The organism is Bacillus velezensis, assembly GCF_001461825.1.
GTDB classification, from domain to species: Bacteria; Bacillota; Bacilli; order Bacillales; family Bacillaceae; genus Bacillus; species Bacillus velezensis.
The window spans coordinates 1-1,884 of sequence record NZ_LLZC01000015.1; the positions used below are offsets into that span (position 1 = coordinate 1).

The 1,884-nt window shown below is 58.1% G+C and carries 1 protein-coding gene; it reads right to left on the reverse strand.

Annotated elements, in window-relative coordinates:
* The coding region (locus tag AR442_RS08660) for a non-ribosomal peptide synthetase (RefSeq protein ID WP_032864086.1) at positions 1-1,884 on the reverse strand (1,884 nt) is incomplete at both ends.

Consider the following 1,884-nt stretch of genomic DNA (forward strand, 5'->3'; position numbering starts at 1 on the left):
TCCGGATCAAAGCCGTCTTTCGCGTGAAGCATGACGGATTGATTCCAGTGGTGTTTGTCCGTGAAGTTTTTCTCAAAGAACCAGCGCTGGATCGGCGTTAAGTCCGCTTCACCTTCGACAGGGCCCTGGTCGGCCTGCTTGCCTTCCGTCCGCTCCACATAAGAGACGAGTTCTTCGATGGTCGGGTGCTGGAAGAGGTCTTTCATCTCCAATTTATACCCGTGCTGGTTCAGGCGGCTCGCCATTTGGATGCCTTTGATCGAGTCGCCGCCGAGCGTGAAGAAATTATCGCTTACGCCGATCTGGTCAAGACCGAGCACTTCCTGCCAAATGTCAGAAAGCAGCGTCTCCATCTCCGTTTCCGGCGCTTTGTACGCGGCGCTTCCCGCTTCAATGTCCGGTTCCGGCAGGGCTTTTTTGTCAATCTTTCCGTTTGCGGTGACCGGAAGCTCGTCCATCTCCACCCAGAACGCCGGCACCATGTAGTCAGGCAGCGTGTCTTTCAGCGCGGCTTTGAGCGTTTCGATATCGTCCTGCTGAGGCGCGACATAGGCGCAAAGCGCGGTATTGCCCGCTTTGTCTTCCACCGCCGTCACCGCTGCGTCATGAACGTCCGCAAGCTGGGCGAGGCGGACTTCGATTTCTGAAAGCTCGATCCGGTAGCCCCGCACTTTGACCTGCTGGTCGATACGCCCGATGTATTCGATGCCGCACTGCGCGTTCCATTTGACGAGGTCGCCGGTCCGGTACATGCGCTCGCCGGGCACGAACGGATCGGCGGTAAACCGCTTCGCCGTTTCTTCTTCACGGTTCAGGTATCCGCGCGCAAGTCCGCGGCCTGCCACGCATAATTCACCGGCAATGCCTTCCGGCTGCACCTGATCGCCGTCGCCGAGAATATAAGCTCTCGTATTGGCAATCGCCCGTCCGATCGAAAGCGACCCTTCCTCCGGATTGATGACGCCGCTTGTCGCGACGACGGTGTTTTCCGTCGGGCCGTAGTTGTTGACGATCGTGTACGGCTGTTTCACCGCCCGCTTCAGCTTATCGCCGCCGACGAGAAGCATGCGGAGAGAGGTATTTTCCAGCTCCATAAATTGTTCGGCGAGCTGCGTAGGCAGGAAGGTGATGGTCACGCCGTGCTCTTCGAAATAGTGATTTAAGCGGGTGATATCCAGCCGGATCGCTTCGTCAATGACGTGAAGTTCCGCGCCGATGGTCCATGTCGGGAACATCTCCCAGATGGAGGCGTCAAAACCGAAGCCCGCGTATTTGGCGCTTTTATCATCCGCCGTCATGGCGAATGCGTCGTGATGCCAGAAGCACAGGTTCACCAGCGCATGGTGTTCGACCATGACACCTTTCGGCTGTCCGGTCGTTCCTGACGTGTAAATCATATAAGCGAGATGATCCGCCGTTGTTTCCGTCTGCGGGTTCGCTTCATCATTTTCATCAAGCGGCAGGCTCAGAATGGAGCGTCCGCCGTCAAGCAGGATCGTTTCTCCTTTGTAGCTGTCCGGCACGCCCAGCGCTTCCTGTGTGAGAAGAAGCTTCGCGCCGCTGTCCTGCAGAATGTAGCTGATCCGCTCTTCCGGGTAGTCGGGGTCAATCGGCACAAATGCCGCGCCCGCTTTCAGGACGCCGAGTACGCCCGCGGCCATTTCCAAGGACGGTTTCGTCAGGATGCCGACACGCTCGTCAGCCGTGACGCCGCAGTCCATGAGAATGCGCGCGATGCGATTCGCCCTTGCGTTCAGCTCGCCGTACGTCCATTTCGCGCCGTTGTATGCCGCGGCCGGCCGGTCCGCGTAGCGGGCGGCCGTTTCTTCAAAGAGACGGTGAACCGTTTTGTCCCGCGGCACAGAAATTGTTTTTCCTTTCCAT